General features: G+C 63.6%; 20 protein-coding genes. All 20 read right to left on the reverse strand.

What is annotated here, in order from left to right; all coding sequences use genetic code 11:
- Positions 1-3,913 (reverse strand): TipJ family phage tail tip protein (gene gpJ / locus J4E08_RS22345; protein WP_349540379.1); only part of this gene is annotated, 3,913 nt, incomplete at its 3' end.
- A complete protein-coding gene (locus tag J4E08_RS22350; RefSeq protein ID WP_349540380.1) occupies positions 3,910-4,569 on the reverse strand; it encodes a tail assembly protein in 660 nt (219 codons plus the stop codon). The genes J4E08_RS22350 and gpJ, both read right to left, overlap by 4 nt.
- Entirely contained in the window at positions 4,566-5,354 is a 789-nt protein-coding gene (locus J4E08_RS22355) for a C40 family peptidase (protein ID WP_349540381.1), read from the reverse strand. The genes J4E08_RS22350 and J4E08_RS22355 overlap by 4 nt, the downstream gene beginning before the upstream one ends.
- Before the next feature lies 1 nt (position 5,355).
- Complete coding sequence (locus J4E08_RS22360; RefSeq protein ID WP_349540382.1) at positions 5,356-6,063, reverse strand: phage minor tail protein L; 708 nt, start codon at positions 6,061-6,063, stop codon at positions 5,356-5,358.
- Between the two features lie 56 nt (positions 6,064-6,119).
- A complete protein-coding gene (locus tag J4E08_RS22365) occupies positions 6,120-6,482 on the reverse strand; it encodes a phage tail protein (protein ID WP_349540383.1) in 363 nt (120 codons plus the stop codon).
- On the reverse strand, positions 6,482-9,892 hold the full coding sequence (locus tag J4E08_RS22370; RefSeq protein WP_349540384.1) for a tape measure protein: 3,411 nt from the start codon (positions 9,890-9,892) through the stop codon (positions 6,482-6,484). The genes J4E08_RS22365 and J4E08_RS22370 overlap by 1 nt, the downstream gene beginning before the upstream one ends.
- Positions 9,889-10,017, reverse strand: a complete 129-nt coding sequence (locus tag J4E08_RS22375; protein WP_349540385.1) for a phage tail assembly chaperone — start codon at positions 10,015-10,017, stop codon at positions 9,889-9,891. Before J4E08_RS22375 ends, J4E08_RS22370 begins: the two co-directional genes overlap by 4 nt.
- A gap of 2 nt (positions 10,018-10,019) precedes the next feature.
- Positions 10,020-10,379 carry a GTA-gp10 family protein gene (locus J4E08_RS22380; RefSeq protein ID WP_349540386.1) on the reverse strand — a complete coding sequence of 120 codons (360 nt, stop codon included), beginning with the start codon at positions 10,377-10,379 and terminating at the stop codon, positions 10,020-10,022.
- Positions 10,380-10,387: 8 nt separating this feature from the next.
- Positions 10,388-10,798 (reverse strand): hypothetical protein, encoded by a 411-nt coding sequence (locus tag J4E08_RS22385; protein WP_349540387.1) that lies wholly within the window; start codon positions 10,796-10,798, stop codon positions 10,388-10,390.
- A 3-nt stretch (positions 10,799-10,801) separates the two neighbouring features.
- Complete coding sequence (gene gp17, locus J4E08_RS22390; RefSeq protein ID WP_349540388.1) at positions 10,802-11,212, reverse strand: tail completion protein gp17; 411 nt, start codon at positions 11,210-11,212, stop codon at positions 10,802-10,804.
- Positions 11,212-11,610, reverse strand: a complete 399-nt coding sequence (locus tag J4E08_RS22395; protein ID WP_349540389.1) for a hypothetical protein — start codon at positions 11,608-11,610, stop codon at positions 11,212-11,214. The genes gp17 and J4E08_RS22395 overlap by 1 nt, the downstream gene beginning before the upstream one ends.
- A complete protein-coding gene (locus J4E08_RS22400) occupies positions 11,607-11,963 on the reverse strand; it encodes a phage head completion protein (RefSeq protein WP_349540390.1) in 357 nt (118 codons plus the stop codon). Before J4E08_RS22400 ends, J4E08_RS22395 begins: the two co-directional genes overlap by 4 nt.
- Entirely contained in the window at positions 11,963-12,505 is a 543-nt protein-coding gene (locus tag J4E08_RS22405) for a head-tail connector protein (RefSeq protein ID WP_349540391.1), read from the reverse strand. The genes J4E08_RS22400 and J4E08_RS22405 overlap by 1 nt, the downstream gene beginning before the upstream one ends.
- Positions 12,502-12,744: a hypothetical protein gene (locus J4E08_RS22410; protein ID WP_349540392.1), complete on the reverse strand. Its 243-nt coding sequence runs from the start codon at positions 12,742-12,744 to the stop codon at positions 12,502-12,504. The genes J4E08_RS22405 and J4E08_RS22410 overlap by 4 nt, the downstream gene beginning before the upstream one ends.
- A gap of 70 nt (positions 12,745-12,814) precedes the next feature.
- Positions 12,815-13,060, reverse strand: a complete 246-nt coding sequence (locus J4E08_RS22415; protein ID WP_349540393.1) for a hypothetical protein — start codon at positions 13,058-13,060, stop codon at positions 12,815-12,817.
- Between the two features lie 70 nt (positions 13,061-13,130).
- Positions 13,131-14,438, reverse strand: a complete 1,308-nt coding sequence (locus tag J4E08_RS22420; protein WP_349540394.1) for a phage major capsid protein — start codon at positions 14,436-14,438, stop codon at positions 13,131-13,133.
- Positions 14,439-14,449: 11 nt separating this feature from the next.
- Entirely contained in the window at positions 14,450-15,328 is an 879-nt protein-coding gene (locus J4E08_RS22425) for a head maturation protease, ClpP-related (protein ID WP_349540395.1), read from the reverse strand.
- The gene (locus J4E08_RS22430; RefSeq protein ID WP_349540396.1) at positions 15,325-16,554 is read right to left on the reverse strand and encodes a phage portal protein; all 1,230 of its coding nucleotides are present in this window, start codon (positions 16,552-16,554) and stop codon (positions 15,325-15,327) included. The genes J4E08_RS22425 and J4E08_RS22430 overlap by 4 nt, the downstream gene beginning before the upstream one ends.
- The gene (locus J4E08_RS22435) at positions 16,551-18,278 is read right to left on the reverse strand and encodes a terminase TerL endonuclease subunit (RefSeq protein ID WP_349540397.1); all 1,728 of its coding nucleotides are present in this window, start codon (positions 18,276-18,278) and stop codon (positions 16,551-16,553) included. The genes J4E08_RS22430 and J4E08_RS22435 overlap by 4 nt, the downstream gene beginning before the upstream one ends.
- Positions 18,275-18,628 carry a hypothetical protein gene (locus tag J4E08_RS22440; protein ID WP_349540398.1) on the reverse strand — a complete coding sequence of 118 codons (354 nt, stop codon included), beginning with the start codon at positions 18,626-18,628 and terminating at the stop codon, positions 18,275-18,277. The genes J4E08_RS22435 and J4E08_RS22440 overlap by 4 nt, the downstream gene beginning before the upstream one ends.
- Positions 18,629-18,775: the final 147 nt, after the last annotated feature.

Raw genomic sequence — 18,775 nt, forward strand, 5'->3', positions numbered from 1 at the left:
CAGCATCGCCCGCATCCGTCGCCGCCTGCGTCGCAAGCCCCGCCTGCGTCGTCGCGGTCGCCTCGGCATCCTCTGCCCCCTGACGGGCTGTCACAGCCGCGTCACGGGCCGATGTCGCCCCGCTGCGTGCCGTTTCTGCCGCCTGTTGCGCGGTCTCTGCCGCCGACGCCCGTAGCCCGGCAAGATCCGCCTGCGACGACGCCGTCGTCGCGCTGTCTGCCGATGCCGTCGCCGCTTCCTGTGAGGCTACTACATTTGTGATGTCTTCCCACCGCAGGTCGGTCCAGTAGCACAACAGCGTGTGAGTGTCGGCAGAGCCATTCTGTTGCAGGAATAGCCGCCAGCCCGCGCAAGACCCATAGTTTGGCGAGATCGTCATCTCGACGTCAAATTCGACCCACCCTACCTGCTTGGGATCGGCAACTAGTACCGTGGGCCACGTGGACCCACCTTCAGCATATCTGATATGGAAACCCACACGAGCTTGTGCCGTGGCATCCTCGTTGTAGACCCAGCCTGTGACACGGTAGGTGCGGCCTCGAATGTCTCCCTCTATCATAGCCGTAGGCCAGTACGCATCGCGGGATGTCTGGCGCAGGGCTTTGGTTCGCCCGAGGGGATGGGGCGCTGGAACATTGACGATAGCTCCGGGCGAGATGTCCGTCTGGTTCAGGTGGTCCAGATCATCAAAGCTACCTTCCGTGAACAGGTTGCCGGTCACGGCATGTTCGGCGCGGCGGCGAGCGGTAGAAGACAGGGCTTCGCTCGTGGACGCCGAAGACGCCGCGCCTTCGGCATCGTTCTTTGCGGTTACTGCCGCGCCCCGTGCGCTTTCAGCACCTGACTGCGCCGTCTCTGCCGCCTGTTGCGCGACCTCTGCCGCCGACGCCCGCTGCCCGGCAAGATCCGCTGACGACGAGGCATCGCCCTTTGATGCCACCGCATCAATCGCAGCAGCCACCGCATCGACCGTTGATGCCGCCGCATCGATCGCTGCCGTCGCCGCGTCGTCCCGTGATGATGCCGCATTGATCGCTGCCGTCGCCGCATCGCTCCGTGATGATGCCGCATCAATCGCAGCCGTCTCCGCATCGCTCCGTGATGATGCCGCATCAATCGCTGCCGTCGCCGCATCGCTCCGTGATGATGCCGCATCAATCGCAGCCGTCGCCGCATCGCTCCGTGATGATGCCGCATCGATCGCAGCCGTCGCCGCGTCGCTCCGTGATGCCGCCGCCTCGATCGCAGCCGCTGCAGCATTGTCCCTTGATGCCGCCGCGTCGTTTTCTGACGACGCCGCCGCGCCAGCCGCCGCCAAAGCCGCCGCCGCCGCATCTTCCGCACCCGCCTTGTCTGCCGTGGCGCTTTGCCGGGCGCTTTCAATTGCGTCTGTCACGGCCTCTTGCAGCCCGTCGATCGGGACGCCGGTCGGGCGCAACGCTATCCACGATGATTGCCCGATGTCGCTTTCCAGATCGCCGAATGTGTAGGCCGTCACCTTGTACCGCGTCACGGCGTCACCCGCCTGCGGGCGGCGCGCATAAACCGCCTGCGATGTCTCATCGATCAGGACCGGCGTGTCGTCGTCTGCCGTCGCCCCATAGATCCGAAAGGCCCGGAAGTCCGACGCTGGATGCGGCGCGATGCGGATTTCGACAGTGTCAAACCCTGCCGTCGCGCCGACCACGTCGGGCGGATCCGGCACGATGTACGGCGGCGCGGTGAAGTCCAAAACGACGCGCGCGGCAGGCGAGCTTTGCCCCGTCTGATTTACCGCGTGAACCGTCGCCACATATTCCCCGGCATCCAATGCCTCCGGCTCGATGTCGATCGACGTGTCGCGGATCCCGTCGGCAACCTTGCGCCGCGCCGTTCCCGGTTCCTCGAAAAACACAGTGTAGGACGCCACCGGATCCGACGGCGGGCGCGTCCAACTGAAATTGAATTTCATCTTGGACTTAGAGCCAACATCTGCGCGCAGGAACGTGCTCAACTGCAGCCCCGACGGCGCGTTTGGCGCGCCGCGTGACGGTATGATGTACGGGTCGGGATCCTCGACCGACAGATCGGCCTCAACCCGCGCGAACTTGTCTGGATCATCCAAAACAGCCGTCACGTTGAACAGGTGCCCTTGCGGCGTGTTCGACATCACCCGGAACAGACGCGGCGCGATGCCGGTCGCGTTGAGCATAAACACTGCCCCCGGCACCACATCGGCGGGCAGCGGATCCACCAGATCAAGTTGCGTCACGGCGTCACCCGTCGGCGCGTCGACCTCGACCGTGTAAAAGTCGCCGATCGCACTGGCGACATGCAGGCGCAGATCCTCGACCTCATCAACCGCAATCGCAGCATCAAGCACCACGCTGCGACGGTCGGCGCCAACCCCCAGGATCCGCCCACCGGCCCGCAACAGCAGGCGATTTTTGTCGCTGATCAGGACGCGATCACCGGGCCGAATGGCCGCATGATCAAAGCCCGCCTGATAGCTGACCAGCTCGGTTGCATTCAGGTTTGTCTCAACTTCCCACCGGCACGCGCGGAACGCCGCCCCGCGCCGGGTTTCAAAGGGCAAGGCCAGCTCGACCTGACGCCGCCCGAAACGGTAGATGCCTGCGATATCCTCATGCACAGCCGCAGGCTTGATGCGGTAGTGATCCTGAACATCCCGAAACGAGGCGACCGCCGCTGTTTTCCGCGCGGCAAGGCCGGTGCCGGAATAGGAAAACGACCCATCCACGACGTTTGCATTTGTCACCAGTTTGACCGGATCCGCAGGCGCGTCCTGCACTGGCACGATCGCGCCCGCGCCCCAATAGGTCACACCGCGGAATGTGGCCGACAGGTTCGTGATCACTTCGTAAGCCGCGGCGCGTGTGTCGATCACGCCGTTGATTTCAAAACGCGGTTCCTGCCCCCCGAACCCGTTGTCGACCAGCTCATCACAATACTTGCCGATTGAATAGATCCGCCACTTGTCGACCAGCGTCGGATCGATCCGGTCGCCCAAGCCCCAGCGGTCATCGATGTAAACCGAATACGAAAAGAAGGCGGGATTTGACGTGAACGCGCGCTTGAAGGTGCCGTCCCAGATTGCGCTTTCGTCATAGGTGCGGGTCTCTGGATCGTAGTTTGACGGCACCAGACATTTCAGGCCGCGCAGCCGGTAAGACCGGCGCGGCACGCGCCCGCCAAAGGCATCAGCGCGCACGGCAAGCGCGACATAGGCGGTGTCAGGATAGGACAGATGCGCGTCGATAACTTCCGTGAAGCTCGCGAAATACAGATCATTCGCCCGGCTTGTGTCCGCACTGTCAGCCGTGATGCGGCGCATACGGATCGCAACGGGGCGCACGGATGGCAAGTTGATACGATAGGCGCGCACATAGCCCGACAGGGTCTTGCCCGAAATCGTGGCCTCTTTGGCGACGTCCCACGGCCCATCGCCCGCCTTGATATCGATCGCAAATTCGACACCCGTCGGGCGCAGATCTCCATCATCCTGCCGGTTGACCAACGAGGGCACATGCGCCTTGACGACGACCGCATCGACATCAGCCGACGCGACAGACCGCACCACCGGCTCTGCCTGTTTCACCTGCGCATTGACGCCGATTTCGGAACTGGACGCCTCGACCCCCTTCACCGGCGCTTGGTCTGGCGTGCCCGTCCGGAGCGTGTAGGACACGCCTTCAAAATTGAGCGATCCATCGGCGTTCTGCAGCGGCGTATCATCAAAGAAAATACATGTGCCGGGCAACTCTGGATCCGCCCAACCCTCGATTTCACCTTCGCTGACCACATCGATCAGCAGCGCGACGCTATCGGAAAACAGGCTGTCAGGACTTTCGTCAGGGGTATGGCCACCACCCTTGCCACCGCCCGCCCCGTGTATCGGTTTGTGAAATGTCATTGCCCTGCCCCGCTTTCAGCTAACGCGCCCATTCTCGAAAACAGCGACCCATCATCATCAGCCGCCTCGACCACCCGATCGACCACCATCATTGCCGCTGACACGACGCGCGACCCGACTTCACATTCCCCGACGATCACCGGCACCGCGACGCCAACCGTCGCGATATTCACCGCACCGCCGAACCGCGTCGACGCCTCGCCGTTGTCTGTTTCCTCCGGCTGGCGCTGTTGCGGGGCCAGCATCTGTGCGACGCCGCCGATCGCCATTGCGATGCCCGCTTGCGCCACCATCCCAGAAACCGCCTCGCCAGCAATTGCCCAGCCCCCCGGCACGACGAACGATGCCGCGATCAGCAGACCACCCAGCAGCACTTTGCCAAGCCCGCGATTTTTGGCCCCCGCCGCACGGGGCACCAGATGCAGCTCGACATCGATGTCGGAAAACCCGACGTGCAATTCCTGCGGATCCAGATCGATGCCGCGGTCGCGGCGACCCCGGAACACCTGATAACAGCCGCGCTCAACATGCGCCCGAAACCCCTCGACCATCAGGCACAGCGCCCGCACCGCCTCCGCCGGCGACGCCACGTCCAGGCGGATCTCGCGCCCAAAGGACGCCCCTAACGCCCCGTGCAGGTGAATTGTGCGGATCATGCCCCGGCCCCCGTGTAGCGCAGCCAATGCGTGATATGACGCAGCTTTCGGGCGATCGGCTCACGATGCGACAACTGCCCCTGAACATGCTCCAACAGCAGACCGTCGCCCAAGTAGATGCCCGCGTGATTTGGCACTTTTGAGCGGATCGCCATCAGGTAGGCGTCGCCCTCCTGCGCGATGTCGCGGAACGCCTCAGGATCCGTCGAAACCACCTCGAAACCGCAGCTTTCCAGATTGTCCAGGTACAGCGACCCATGCGTCGCCGGATCCTGCCACCATTCCCAGGCACGCGGGATCGGGCGCAGACGCACCCCGCGCGCATCGCGGAAATAATCCTCAACGATCGAATAGCAGTCTGACGCCGTCGGCAGGAACTCGCGGGACACATGCAGCCCGTCACGCGACATCACCGGCGGGCGATCCATGCCCCACCAGCACGCCAATTGTGCGCCGGTCTCGCCTGCGACCATGATCGCCCACGGCACGCCGGTTTCGATTTGCCCGTGCTGATCGGCCAGCGACGGGAACCACGGCCCGCGCGGATGCGAATGCACCACGCCTTGCAGGTCGCCCGTGGCGTAGCCTTGCGCCAACTGATCCGGCGCGATCAAAAATTCGGCCGTAGGATCCGCCGCGCTGTTCTCGCAGGGCTCATACCGGCCCGCGATCACCAGACCGCACGCCTCGCGCGGATAGTCTGCGACGGCATGTTTCGCGGCAGCATTTAAGATCCGGCGGCCAAAGGGCGCTGCCGGATGTCGAAAGAAATCAGGACGGAACATTTTACCCTCGCGTCAGCTTGCCAGCGGCAGGAAAGCCGCCAAACGGCAACACGCCGTTTTCACCAAATCGCAATTTGCAATCGCGCAATTGTTTGCCGCACTGGTCTGCAGCATCACTCGCCACCGGGTTTCCCTTGGCGTCGAAGCGATCGGCCCCGGTATAAGGACAGGTCGCGCGGTCATAATCGAAGCCACCATCGGGGCGCGGTCGACGGTAGCGCCATTGACAGAAATTCAGGATCTGACGACGCGGCAAAAGGACATCCTCAAGATCCAACGCCGACTGCAATTGAAATTCGATCAGCGTCGCGGTTTGGTTTGTCTTGCGCGCGACCGTGTAGACCTCAATTCCCATGTGCGCTTGCGGGTTCGGATCGCTGCCATCATCTAAATGACGGCGCAGCGTCTGCACCCGCAGCACGCGCGCGCCAAGCAAATCATCCAGCGAATTGACCAGCGACAGCAGGAAGGATGCCGCCGTGACCGCGTCGCCATCCTCTCGCGACACCGCAAACCGGATCGTCGGTTGCGGCAGGGTTCCACCCGCCGAAAAATCCCAACCTTCACTTTCAAACGGCAGCGGATCGAACACGACGCCGCCAAAGGACGGAAAAACCGCCGCGCCGTCGTCGTCCTGGACTGTTGCCGATGCGAAGCGATACACAGCCCCGCCGATGTCGCGCGCGTCGACCGTGAACAGCTCGACCACCTCGCCCACCTCGAACCCTTCCAGCTCACGCCGGATGTCGTCGCTAAAGTGTTCCATCAGATCGCGTCGAACTCCCTTTTGAATGTCACCATCATGCGCCAAACCACCAGCGGGCCGCGCTTGCCAACCGGCGACGACGGCCACGCCGCGCAGGTCCATAGCCCCGGCGCGTCGTCAAAAGGCGACTGATAAAGAAACGCCTCGACCCCCGCCCGCGCCCTGAAAAAGTCCAGCAGCTCGCGGCGTTGCGGATCGGTCACGACAAAGGACATGGGCACATCGCGCGTGACCGAATTTGGCCCGGTGCGCGACCGCTGCGCATATCCGCCCTCGAACTGCGCGCGGTTGACCTCTGCCGTCTCTTTGTCGGCATAGCCCTGCATTTCCGGCTCAACGGGCGGCGCAAAGATCACGGGCATCAGCGGCCCCCCTTCTTTTTGTATTGCTGGTCAAGGACACCGCCCGCCCGCATTGCCGTTTGCATCCGCGCCGAAAACATCCGCTCGAACATCGATTGCATCTGCGTCATGACCTCCGACCCCACGGCCTGCGGATCGTCGCTTTCGCTGTTGATGATCATGTCGCCCGACCAGCTAAACGACGACGAAATCACGCCGCCTACAGGCGCGGTTGGCACGGTCGGCGTTTGCGCGATCACGCCCAGATTGCCCGACCCGTCACGGCGCAGCGGCAAGATCGCTTCCGGCCCGGCCTCCCCCATGACGCCCAGCCGGTCGCCACCGAACCGAAAGGCCGTCGCGCGATCGACCACCCCGCCGCGCGCAAAGGCTTGGATACCTGACGGGCTGAACGCATTGCCCTTGGCATTCAATGTCGCAGCGACCCTCGCACCGGCACCCCCACCCCCACCACCACCACCGCCAAACATACCGCCGACGAATGAGGCAAACTGATTTGCCAGCATGTCGAAAACAGGATCCAACGCCAGATCCATCAAGCGATCGGCGATCCGCCCGATTGCATCTTCAAGACTGTCGGCGGCGCGGATGTCCGACAGGATCCCGCGCGCGAAGGCCGCTGCCGCTTCCTCCGATGCCGTCTTGACCTCGCCAAGCCGTTTCTCTGTCCGTTCCAGCTCCGAATTGACGACGGCATCAGCTTCGGCTTTTGACAGGCCCATTTTTATCAGCGCAGGCATCAGCTCGCGCAGGCGCTCGCGTTCGGCGTTCAGCTCCTGCTCGATGAAAAGCGCCTTTTGCCCATTCTCCAAAAGCAGGCCACGCGCCGACGCAAGATCCCGCTCCGCGTCCTTTGCCGCCGCTGCAGAGCTACCGCCGCCCTTGCCGCTCTTGCCACCCGATACGGTCTTTGCATCGGCCTTGTTCGCCGCGATCGTGCTTTGCCGGATCTGTTCGGCCTCGACCTCTAGCGCGATGTATTCGTCGCGACGGCGCGCGATGTCGTCTAGCTGATCCTGCGGAAACGGCCCCATCATGCCGGTCCCGTCCAGCTCGGCATCGAACTGCGCCCCCGCCAGCGCGCCCGCCCGGCCCACCGGATCCGTCCGAAACTCCGCATCGATCTTGGCACGCTGCAAACCGCTGATCGCCTGCGACCGCAAATTGATCGCCGCGCTCACCGCACGCTCTAGCTGATCTGCCAGACCCGACGCCGAAGCTGCAGCGCCGCTATAGTCAGGCGTTGGCGTGTTCGCCAGGTCGACAGCAGATCCCGTTGCATCGTCCAAAATCGCCTGCAGCCGCGCCGCTTCTTCCGTATTTCCAGCAAGCGCCGCCTCATAAGCCGCGACTTGGATTTCGGCCCGGCTTAGCTCGCGGGCGATGTCGGCGACAGCATCGACCCCCGATCCGCCCATGATCGCGCTCGCCTCTGCCGCCTGCCCCAAAGCCTGCGCAAGATTGTCATAGGCTCGGCGCTGCGCCTCCGGCCCCTCTGCCGCTTCGATCGCGTTCAGCTCATTCCGAAACACGCCCGCCGCGCTGGCATAGTCCAGCATTTTCGCGCGGGCATCCTCTAGCGAAACCGCCTGATCGACCACAGCCTGATCATAGTCCCGCATCACTTGCCGCGCCTCTGATCCGACCCCGCGCACCTCTGTCAGCGCGGCAACGATCTGTTGCAGATCCCCGCTGCCGTTTTGCAGATCCCGCAGGGCCGCTTGGGCATCGGCCAAAAATGGATTGCCCCGACTGCCGCTGTTGCGCGACCGGTTGATCGTGGCGATCGGCCCTGAAAGCTCCGACAGATCAAAAAGGCCGTTGCCTTGCATGTCATCGATCAACGCCGCGCGTCCCTTGCGCAAGGTCGCCAACGTGCTCTGCAGCTCGACACGGCTTTGCGACAAGACCGCCTGCGTCGCGGCAGTGACCTTGCCGCCCATTGTCGCCTGTTCGTTCCCGGCGCGTTTGGACGCATCGGCGAAACGGTCCATCGCATCACGCGCCTGATCTGCCGCCGCGCGCAGACCGTCAGACTTTTCGCCGCTTTCCGACAACAGCAGCGGCAGCGCCACCAGCGCAGAAAAGGCCAGACCGGCAGGGCCACCAAAGAAGGCCAGGACGCCACGCGCCGCCCTCATCGCCGCCGCCGATGCACGGGCTGCGACCGAAAGACGAACCTGCGCCGCAGCCAGCCGATCGGTTGCGATTGCGGCGCGCGCCTCTGCCCCCATCAGCGCAGCCGACGCGGCAGCGCTTTTCTTTTTTGCGTTGGCCAGTGACGCAACGGCCCGTGTCGCCTTTTTGTTGCCCTGCAGACGGGCGACGATTTCCGCCTGACGCTGCGCGATCAGCTCCCGGCTTGCCGCGACCTCACGACGGGCAGCGGCGACTTTCGCGCTGGATGCGGCAACCTGCGCGTGACTGTCCCGCACCGCCTGCCGGGCCGCGACGCTCGACTGTTGCATCACCGCATTGACGGCCCCCATGCCGCGTGCGCCTGCCGTTGTCAGCGCGACCGCCGCCACGACTTTCAACGCCTTGGCAAGCGACGTTGCGCCACCTTCCACGTCGGTCAGGTATTCGCCCAAGGCCATCATCACGCCGTTGATCGCCTGCGTCGCGCCAAGCGCCTCATCGACGTTTCCGGCGTAGACCGTCAGGCCCGTTTGCAGCACGCCGAACGCCTCAGACCCGGACACCGCCAACGCGCCGAACTTGTCGTCAGCGGTCGACGCCAGATCGTCCAGCGCCTGCAGAACGACTTTTGTCGTCAGCTTTTGCTCTGCCGCAAAGGCTTTCAATTCGCCCCGCGTGATACCTGCCGCCTTTGCCAGAGCGTCCAGCAGCTCGACCGGGGCGTTTTCCGCGATCGACTTGTATTCATCCCCCGACAGGACACCGGCCTGCAGCGCCTGCCCCAACTGCAGCGACACCGACGCGCGTTCGCCTGCGGATGCCCCGCCCGACGCCAGCAGCTTTTGCAGCGTCTCGACCCGGCGGCTTGTGGCGTCCAGATCCGCGCCCGTCGACTTTGCCAGACGTTGAATTGCTGCCGCTGTTCCCGCGATATCCGTGCGTGACCGCAAGGCGACGCCGACCAGCTTTTTGCCCGCTGCATCCGACGTTTCGCCGATCGATTGCAGGCGACGCTCAACGTCGCGCCAGCCTTCAGCATAATTGCGCAACTGGCCCAACGCCGCGCCACCAACCAACCCCGTCAGCCCGGCCAACGCCGTGCGCGTCATCATGATGTCGCGCGTTGATCGATCCCAGCGGGCATCGATCCGCGTCAGCCGGGTATTCGTCAGGCGCTCTTGCTTGGCAAGCGTCTGATCGTAGACCCTTGCGCCGCGCCGAAAGTTGTCCGTGTTCGCGGTGTATTCCGTGCGGATCCGTTCGGTTGTCATTTTGGGTTCTGCGCCTCGACCTTTTGCATGTGCATCGCCTGCGCCGCCCAAAACTCAGAGGGCGTCGCAGACCAGAAATCAGACGGCGGCCAGCCCAGATGCACTGTCGCAAAGCCAAACGTCATTTTCAGCCAATCTCCTGCGTCGCCAGCAGCGGCGCGATTTCTTCGTCGAACTTTTTTTTTGCCGCTGCCGGTGCCCAAAGGCACGACAGCAGGAACAGCGACAGTGATTTGCGCAGCTCCGGCGATGTCAGGCGCGCGTCAAAAACCGTTTCGCCGACGGCCTCCAAGCTGTCAAAATTCTCGCCCGCCGCCTGACAGCCGCACCAGATGATTGCGACCGCCTCATCTATTTTCAGGCGCTGCGCGGCGACCAGCTCCAACAGCTCCGACACCGTCATGCCCGTGCGGGCCTCGATGTCGCGCATCGATCCATAAGCGGGGCGCATCTGAAACGCCGCCCCGCCCAAGGTTACAGGGATCATCCCGGCCATCAGGCGGACACGCCCGGCACGGGATCATCGACAAAGGCGATCGTGACGCTTTGCGTCAGGACGCCTTCGGTGTTCGACGTTTCCTCACCCACGACAACCATCGCATCACCTGTCAGGGTTTCGCCGCCCGCCTTGGGATCGTCATAGGACACCTGCACCAGCTCGCCGCTTGCGGACAGGGTGCGCAGGCGCGTGTGCGCGGCCAACGCCGGGCGCTCTTTCTCGATCGAAAACGTGATCGTGTGGCCTGCGTCGGTCGAATACGGGTGCGCCCCGTTTTTCGTGCGCGATATCTCGGCGGACTTGCCGGGATTGTAGGTCGCATCGCCCTGGTACGGGATCTCGACCATTTGGCCCGCCCCGTCGTCTACGTGGATCAGCTTGTCGCTGCCCTTTACCGCTGTTCCCATGTCTTAGCCTCCGATCATGGTTTGAAACTTGCACACGCCACCCTGCGACGCTGCATCCGGGGCGCTGTCGATCGTGATCAACTGGACAGCCGTCGCGCCCTCAAACGGTTGCCAATCTTCCAGCGCGCCCACCACCAGCGGCAGCAGACGCGCGATTTCTTCCCGGCCCGCGCCGGTCGCTTCGCCCGTGTTGTCGTCAAACACATGCACCGAAAACGAATGCTGATCAGTGCGGCCCGCGCGCGTGCCCCCCGGCACGACGCGAAAGGCATCGATCCGAACGTGCAGCCGGTCGGGATCCTGCGGGATATGGTCGAACACGGCCACGTCAGCGCCCCCCACGCCCTGCCCGGCCAATGCCGCCGACAGCCGCGCAAAAATCGCTTGTTGCAGATCCCACTGGCGCGCGATCATCAGCCGCGCCCCGTGGCGTCGCTGATCGCACGGCGCTTGGCGCGCAGCATCCGCGCCCGATGCTTTTCGCGCTGCGACGCGACCGCCAGGTCATGAAACGGGCGGGCCGTGATGTAGCGTGTGCCGTCATGCACAAACCGCGCATAGAACGCCGCACGCGCCGAACTGCGCGTCACATATCCGACAACGCCGGTTTTCCGGGCCGCGCGCATTTGGCGGCGATAACGACGGCGCAACAGCCCCGTGCGACGTGTCATCAACGCATTGATATTGGAAACGCCCTCGGCATGGACGGCGTCGACGGTTTCGTTGATCGCATCGACCACGGCGCGATCAAGCACCGCCGGGCGCTTCTTTGCTGCCGATCGCGCCCGCTTAAATCCCGTTGCACGGCTCATGTCGCCTGCCCCTCTTGCACGATCATTTGAATGTTTCCGGTGCGCCGGTCGGGACGCGGCAGCGATTTGATCGCGTGCGGGATCCCGTCGATCATGACGCGGCCTGTCGCCTGCAGCGTGCGCGTGATCCGATCGGCCCGCACTGTCAGCGTATAATCGACGGCGTTTTCTATTCGGCTGTTGCCGGTCTCTTCGTCGCCCTTGCTTGGCTTGACGACCCGTAGCGCCACCCACCGCGACCCGTTGCCAGCGCCGCCCAGCTCGACCCACTGCACCGAACTGCCGCCGCCGCCGTTGGGGATCTTGCGCTTTTCCTGAAACGTGACGCGCACGTCAAAGCGGTCAGGGTGCATCAACCAAACCAGACTTTTGCGGCGATCATCGCTTCGACATTGGCAGGCAAATTGCCAACCTCGACGCCCCACGCGCGCGGGTCATAGTCAAACAGATGCGCCACCAGCAGGCGCACCCCCGCCATGATGTCGCCCGGCACATCGGCGGGCGTTTCATATCCTGCCGTCACCGTCAGATGCAGGCCTGTGAAATCGTCCGGCATATCAGACAGCGCGACCCATTGGCCCGAATGAAACAGGCCCACGCCCTCGACCTCGACCCATGCGCCATCGACCAGACGTTCGATGCGGGGATCACGGCAATCAGGAAACGGCAAAAGCACCGCCTCGGCACGGCCTAACAACGGCAGCGCCCAACGCTGCGCCAGAATGCACCGGCCAAGCCGCCCCCGGTATCCGTCCAGCAGCGACACAGCGCCCGAAAGCGCCGCCTCGATGTCGCCGTCGCGTTCGTCGGTTTCCATCCGCACGACGCCGCGCAAATCCGTCGTCGGGATCAGCGGCCCATCCGGCGGCGTGATCTGGAACGGTGCGGCTCTCATGTGTCCGCATCCTCGACCGGGTCCGCCGCGTCAGGCGCGGTATCCTCGACCACCTCTGCCCCGTCCAGCTTGTGCGCCGATGCGACGCGGGTGCGATCGGCCACCGACAGACAGCCTGTCAGATAGGCGGTTTTTGCGACCGGATCGGACGGCGCGAAACTGTCCTGCGACGTGATCCGGCGGGCGAGCTTTTCCCCCTCCGGCTTGCCCATGAAAGGCAGGATCGGCGAAATAGTCATGCGGTGACCTCCAAAGAAAACCCCGCGCGGCGACGGGCGCTGCGCGGGGCAATGTTGCGATCGGGGGCGTTCACTTGGACGGCGTGTCGTCCGTGGTGTTCGCTTTTTCCTCTGCGTCCGACACAGGCGCGGATGCGGTCTCTGCCGCCTTTTTCGCCTTGGTGGCGCTGACCTTCTCAAACACGGGGTTTTCGCCATGGGTGTGCGGCAAAACGTGTTTCTTGATCAGAGCGGCCTTTTCATCGACCTCATAGGGCACGCCACGGCGAAACGTGCCCGCCTTCGTGTGGCGCGTGGATTTCGGGATAATGTGCATCGGGGTTTCCTCTTGGGATGCGGGGAACAGGCGCGGCGGATCCGTCGCGCCCGGCGGGATCTCAGGCGGATCAGACGAACGTAAAGTCGCCCTGCACCATCGCGGCGGGCCGCTTGTTCACCTGCGCGGCGCGGCGGCGTGCCTTCACCGTCACCATGTCTTCGATGAAATTCGTGTCATGCTCGGTCGACATGATCACCTCAGTCTGCGCGCGGTCGTAGTAGGTCGCGGCCATTGCCAGGTCACCCGCCAGCCATTCGCCCGCCGACATGGAAAGCGTCTCCACCACCGACTTGCCCCACAGCACGGGCGTTGCCGATGTATTCGGGTTGCCGAACACATAGCGATCATCACCGCCGCCGCTGCCGCCGACCTTCATCAGCTCGATCCCTGCCCAATCCAGCGGGTTCAGCAGAATTTCGGCGGGCATGTAGCCTTCCAGCGTGACCAGCATAAGGCCCAGACGCAGGCGATCGATCCGGTTCGCGTTCGGCAGGCCACCGGGCGCGACAAACTCCGGCGCGTCCATCAACAGGCCGCGCAGGTTCTCGCCCGCGCCATCGCCCGCAACGATCTGCATTTCCTCTTCCAGATCCAGCAAATACCGCAATTCGCCGTCCAGCTCGCTTGCCAACTGGTCGGCATCGGCCAGGGCTTCTTCTGACACGTTGGTATGCGTGGCGATCTTCTTGACCCGCTCAACGGCCTTTTCCCAGCCGAAATTCGATGCCGCCGATGGCGCGCCTTCGGCCACGCCTGCCGCGCCGCTGTCGCGCAAGGTCTGTTTGCGCGTGTGAACGCTGTCGCTCGACGTGCTGCCCTGTGCCAGCAGGTTGCGCACCAGCAGGCGACGGCGCGGGATCCGCACCGGCTCGCGTTCCTCAGGGTGCGAAATCAGCCCCCCGGCGGATCCGGTCGCGGTCGTCACCGTGTTGCTGACGGTCAGCGTCAGGATCCCGCCTTCGTAGGATTTCACGCGATCATCATTGGCGACCTGACGGCCCAGCGACTGCGCCGCCGGATTGCCGCCCGTGCCGCCGCGTGCAGCGTTTTGCGCGGTTTCAAGGATCTTGCTGTCCAGACCTTCCAGCGCGTTTTGCACGCCTTCCAACGTCTTCTGCAGCGCCGATTGTTCATTGAGCAGGCGGTCGGCGATCGTTTTGGTCTCCTGGCTGACCTCGCCCGCCCGCTTGGCCTCCGACAGCGCGTTTTCGGCGGTCTGTTTGATATTGCCGTTAAGCTGATCCAGCTTTTGCGACACCTCGCGCCACGTTTCATCGGTCGGCGCGGCCTCGGCGCGCGGGGATCCGATCACATGCGCCGGGCACGCCTGCGCCAGTGCCGCGATGCTGATCGCGGGCATAGAAAGTTTTTTCATGTCAGGTTCCTTTAGAGGTTGGACAGTCTCGCCAGCGCCCGTTGCGCCAGCTCACGTTCGGCAGCGTCGTGCTTGCCAGTGTCGGCAGCGGTGCGCGTGCCGTCGTCGGCAGCGTCATGCGTGCCGGATTTCAGCGCCGCGACCAGCTCGCGGCGTTCACTGCGCGGCATGTCCTGCCGCGCCATCAACAAATCGATTTTCTTTGCAGCGGCGACCGCCGACAGTGCGACATCCCGCGACGCCTTCGCAGACGGCGAAACATCATCCTCGGACAGCAGGCCGTCGGCGAACCCGCGATCGACGGCATCCGCGCCGCTGATCCAAGTTTCCGCGTCCAGCATCTTTGCCAGCTCCTTTGCATCGGTGCCGGTGCGCGCGTGGTAGACATCCACCGCCGCTGCGTCGAAGGGTTCCAGCCAATGCGCCACCTCGCGCAGCGCGTGCTTGTCACCCGCCGCCATGACCCATGTGTTATGGATCATCAGGAACCCCGCGCGGGCGATTTCGATACGATCCCCCGCCATCGCGATCACCGACGCCGCCGACGCAGCAAGGCCCAGGATCTTGACCGTGACCGCGCCCTTGTGCTCGACCAACTGGTTATAAATCGCCAGCCCCTCGAAAAAGTCGCCGCCCGGCGAATTGATCGACACCGTCACGTCACCATCGCCAATCTGGCGCAGGGCTGCCCCGATCCGCTTGGCCGTGACGCCGTCGCCAAAGTAATCGGCCCCGATCGGATCCAGCACGGAAATCGTCGCCGCGTCCGCATCGGCCCGCACCGATGCCTTTATGTCCGGGTTCCAGCGCCGCAGCGCATCCCCCGAAATGTCGGATTTCAGACCGGGGCGCGTGTGAACCGTCGCCAAGGGTTGATTCCGCTTTGTCATGTGTCGTTCCTTCCCAGCAGCTCCAAAGGCGTCATTTGCGCCTGCGCCAACAGCGCATCGGCGTTCGGATCCGGGTGCCGCGACAGGTTCAGCCGTTGCCGCCGTTCGTTCGCGGTCATGGTCCCGCCCGCGCCAAGTTTCAGCATCAGGTCGCCCTTTGCCCGACTATCCATCTGGATCATGGCTTCGCGGTTGTACTCGAAGTATTCGCGGCGGCGCGTGCCCGGCGCCAACAGATCCTTTGCCAGCCGCTGTTCCAGCCGGATCAGCAACGGATTGACCCCCAGCGTCAGCCACGACAGCAAGATCGCCTCAACGCCCGATCCCCACATGGTCTGCCCCTCGGCAGCGTGACCGATCACGATCGGCGGCACGCCGAACCAACGGCACACATCCTCGATCGCAAAGCGGCGCGTTTCGAGTAGCTGAGCATCCTCGGGGTTCATCTGCATTTGCTGCCATTTGAACCCGGCAGGCAGAAACATCGCCTTGCCCGCCTTCCGCGATCCGGTGAAGCGATCAAGGATATCCTGCATCTGCGCCGATTGTTCCGGCGTCATGCCGCGCTGTTCCGACTGCAGCACGCCCGCAGGCATCGCCGCATTCGAGAAATACGCCCCTGCCGTCTCATCACCCGCCAGCGCCGCCCCGATCGAATTGGCCCCGTAGCGGATCGCCGACATGCCCAGACCATCCCCCGCGCCAAAGCCGCGCAGGTGGAACACCTTGTCGGCGGGCAGCGTCTCGCGCTTGCCCCGATCCAATACGTTGTATCGAAACGCGCCCTCCTGCGTGCGCTCCGGCGTGCAGGCCAGCAGCGGGCGCAGACCGACCAGCCGCGACCCGACGAACAGCCGTTCGGCATAGCCATTGCCCTGCAGCACCATCGCCGCGACCATGCCTTCCCAGAACTCTGCCGATGTCTGTTCGCTGTTCGGCGACACCTTGACGATCTCGGCAAGATCATCCTCGACCTTGTCGCGGGATCCGTCGCGGCCCTTGCGGTAATGATCCACCGGCAGCGACGACACCATTTCAGCCGTCTTGCGCACACAGTCCCAAACCGCCGAATGCGTCAGCGCCGTTTGCGACGAAACCCGCTTGCCAGCCGTCGACGTGATCCCGCCGAACCCGAACCCGCCGCCGATCGGCCCCGCAATCCAGCCCGCGCCATAGGTGCGCGCCGCCGCGATGCCGCGCGCTGCAGATTTCAGAAACTGGATCATATGGACATCACCGGGTTGCCTAGGAAATCGTCAAGGCCCGCGCCCGACGGTTCCGGGTTCAAAAACATCAGCACCGCCGCATTCAGCAGGCCGATCACGACATCGATTTTCGCGGCACCGGCAAGCGCCTTGTCGATGTACATATTGTTGCGCACCCGCTCGACGCGGGCGTTTCCGATCGACCACGCGAACAACGGTTGCGCGCCGTGCAGCATCAACCGCGATTTCAGTCGCAGCGGCACGGACCGGATCGCGGTCTGCAACTGCCAGCCCTGCGGAACGGCGGTAATGAAGGGGTCGATATGCCCGGCCAGCTCCAATTCGGTCTGCAGCTCCGGCAGGCCCGCCTTGTCCAGACCGACGCCGCGTTCCTCCGGCATCTTGCCGGTTTTCTTCACGCGGCCCACGATCTCGACCACTTCGTCAACGTGCTGAAACGCCTCCTTGCACAGCGTCAAATCGCCGTCTTTCTCGAAGGTCTCCAACGAAGGCGCGATATTCTTGCGACGCTGCAAAACTTCCGGCTGCGCCCATGCGCGGCACCAGACCAGCCAACAGCCGGTTTCCCGCTCTTTGCCCAGCACCACCAGCCCGCACAGGTCATCGTCGCCGCCACCGTCGACGCCGATCGTCACGACATAGGACCGCTGCAGCAGCTCATCCAAGGTCAGGCCCGGCGATGCTGCACCGTCCCAATAGAGCTGCGCCGGCCAACCGTCATCGCCCTGCCCGGTGCCGATCTCGACGTTGAAGTGTTGCGACGCGACCAGATCCAGCGCCTCTGCGCCTTCTTCTTCGGCCTTACGCACCGCATCGCGTAGATACCCCGCGTCGACCGATCGGCCCATGTGCGGATTGACCAAGGGCCAAGTCGCCTCATCCTTCCAGCCGCCATCCTTCACCACCTCGACGGGCAGCTCATAGATCAGCGCCAGCATCGGCAGCGCGATCTTTCCGTCGCGCACCGCGCGGGCCGTCGACAGCTCCGACCGGAAAACACCAACCGGCGGTTTCTTCGACTGCGTCGTGATCTGCAGAAGGAAATGCCGGTTTTGCGGGTGCGACAGCGCCCCACGAATTTCAGTAAACAGACCTTTAGCGGCGGGCTTGTTCGCAAAGACGTGGGTTTCGTCGATCAGCACAGTCGCATTTTTCAGGCCCGTGACGATGTCACCATCAGCCGCCTTGATCTGGATCTGCGACGGTATGGTCGGGTTCAGATTGCGGATCGCCTTTTGCGTCTCCTGCGCCGGGGCAAACAGGCGCGTGATCCGATCCGTGCGCTCAATGATCCCCTTGCATACGTCAAACGCCCCGCGTGCCAGGTCAATCGACGGGGCGATCAGAACGAACTTCGCCGACGGCGACTGATTAAGCACGCAAGCCGTCACAATGATCGCCGCCGCGATGGCCGTCTTGGCGTTTTTCTTCGGGATCATCACGAAGAAATCGCGCAGATACCGCTTTTTGATTTCCGGGTCGTAGCTGCCGAAAATGACCCGCACCAGGTCGAACACAAACTGCGCGCAGGTCTCGCCGAACGTCGGGAACCCTTCCAACTCGGGATTGCGCAACGACTTGAAAATCGTCAGCGCCTTTTCGGCATAAGCGTCGTGCAGGTTCGGCAGATCGGGCAGCGGCGTCTTGCCCGCGCAAATGCGGTTGTACCAATCGGGACAAGCCGTGTCCCAATCGTCAAAGGCCCCCGGCGCAAGCTGGCTCAATGGTAATGCTCCGGGTTCAACAGCGGATCACTTTCGATCGCATCCGCCGCACTGGCCTGCAGCGCTTCCTTTTTGCCTTTCGGCAGCGGCTTGTCCTTTTTGGCAGGCTTGGCATCATCCCCCCGCGCCAATCGCGCCAGCTCTGCAATCTCCTGCTCTTGCACGATGTCCAAAACGGCTTTGATCGCGGCGACCTTGCCGTCGCCCGCCGCCTTGTCCAGCAACAGCATCGCCCGGCCCTTCTGTTCAGCCAATGCCATTTCGCGGGCGTGGCGATAGCTGATTTTGCCAGACGCAAAATAATGTTTGTTCAGCGTCGGAATTGAGAGGCCCATTTTCTCTGCGATCATCTTTTTGGGCATCCCCGCAAGCAGTAACACCCTGATTTTCCTAGTTGTTTCCGCTGTCGGCGTGTGACCGTTCGCACCGCGCTTGCCGTGGTTCTCAGGGATCGGGTGCCCCAACAGGTCAAAACCCCGGCCCATCAGAAAAAAAAT

This window comes from Sagittula sp. NFXS13 (genome assembly GCF_040148795.1).
GTDB lineage: Bacteria > Pseudomonadota > Alphaproteobacteria > Rhodobacterales > Rhodobacteraceae > Sagittula > Sagittula marina.

Coding starts and splice junctions, on each gene's coding strand:
- J4E08_RS22375 (WP_349540385.1), bottom strand. CDS start 10,017: ATGACGTTTGGCTTTGCGACAGTGCATCTGGGCTGGCCGCCGTCTGAT.
- J4E08_RS22420 (WP_349540394.1), bottom strand. CDS start 14,438: ATGAAAAAACTTTCTATGCCCGCGATCAGCATCGCGGCACTGGCGCAG.
- J4E08_RS22370 (WP_349540384.1), bottom strand. CDS start 9,892: ATGACAACCGAACGGATCCGCACGGAATACACCGCGAACACGGACAAC.
- J4E08_RS22415 (WP_349540393.1), bottom strand. CDS start 13,060: ATGCACATTATCCCGAAATCCACGCGCCACACGAAGGCGGGCACGTTT.
- J4E08_RS22385 (WP_349540387.1), bottom strand. CDS start 10,798: ATGGGAACAGCGGTAAAGGGCAGCGACAAGCTGATCCACGTAGACGAC.
- gp17 (WP_349540388.1), bottom strand. CDS start 11,212: ATGATCGCGCGCCAGTGGGATCTGCAACAAGCGATTTTTGCGCGGCTG.
- J4E08_RS22410 (WP_349540392.1), bottom strand. CDS start 12,744: ATGACTATTTCGCCGATCCTGCCTTTCATGGGCAAGCCGGAGGGGGAA.
- J4E08_RS22425 (WP_349540395.1), bottom strand. CDS start 15,328: ATGACAAAGCGGAATCAACCCTTGGCGACGGTTCACACGCGCCCCGGT.
- J4E08_RS22355 (WP_349540381.1), bottom strand. CDS start 5,354: ATGTTCCGTCCTGATTTCTTTCGACATCCGGCAGCGCCCTTTGGCCGC.
- J4E08_RS22365 (WP_349540383.1), bottom strand. CDS start 6,482: ATGCCCGTGATCTTTGCGCCGCCCGTTGAGCCGGAAATGCAGGGCTAT.
- J4E08_RS22380 (WP_349540386.1), bottom strand. CDS start 10,379: ATGATCCCTGTAACCTTGGGCGGGGCGGCGTTTCAGATGCGCCCCGCT.
- J4E08_RS22440 (WP_349540398.1), bottom strand. CDS start 18,628: ATGATCGCAGAGAAAATGGGCCTCTCAATTCCGACGCTGAACAAACAT.
- J4E08_RS22405 (WP_349540391.1), bottom strand. CDS start 12,505: ATGAGAGCCGCACCGTTCCAGATCACGCCGCCGGATGGGCCGCTGATC.
- J4E08_RS22395 (WP_349540389.1), bottom strand. CDS start 11,610: ATGAGCCGTGCAACGGGATTTAAGCGGGCGCGATCGGCAGCAAAGAAG.
- J4E08_RS22430 (WP_349540396.1), bottom strand. CDS start 16,554: ATGATCCAGTTTCTGAAATCTGCAGCGCGCGGCATCGCGGCGGCGCGC.
- J4E08_RS22350 (WP_349540380.1), bottom strand. CDS start 4,569: ATGATCCGCACAATTCACCTGCACGGGGCGTTAGGGGCGTCCTTTGGG.
- J4E08_RS22400 (WP_349540390.1), bottom strand. CDS start 11,963: ATGCACCCTGACCGCTTTGACGTGCGCGTCACGTTTCAGGAAAAGCGC.